Source organism: Pseudomonas sp. PDM01, from assembly GCF_014852325.1.
Classification (GTDB): Bacteria; Pseudomonadota; Gammaproteobacteria; order Pseudomonadales; family Pseudomonadaceae; genus Aquipseudomonas; species Aquipseudomonas migulae.
On record NZ_JACVBK010000029.1, the window covers coordinates 1 to 335 of the forward strand.

The following is a 335-nucleotide window of genomic DNA, read 5'->3' on the forward strand; positions in this document are numbered from 1 at the left end:
CATGACTGGGGTGAAGTCGTAACAAGGTAGCCGTAGGGGAACCTGCGGCTGGATCACCTCCTTAATCGACGACATCAGCTGCTCCATAAGTTCCCACACGAATTGCTTGATTCATTGAAGAAGACGAGAGGCCAGCCTTTAAGGTGGTTTGTTTTGTTCGAGTTTAGAAATGAATATTCCAGTGTGAATATTGATTTCTAGTCTTTGACTAGATCGTTCTTTAAAAATTTGGGTATGTGATAGAAAGATAGACTGGATAGCACTTTCACTGGTGTTTATTCAGGCTAAGGTAAAATTTGTGAGTTTAATCGCGAATTTTCGGCGAATGTCGTCTT

Annotated in this window: 1 rRNA gene; it reads left to right on the forward strand. The window is 41.5% G+C overall.

From position 1 onward, the window contains the following. Positions 1–64 (forward strand): 16S ribosomal RNA (locus tag IB246_RS28600); the annotation flags it as partial. Between the last annotated feature and the right edge of the window lie 271 nt (positions 65–335).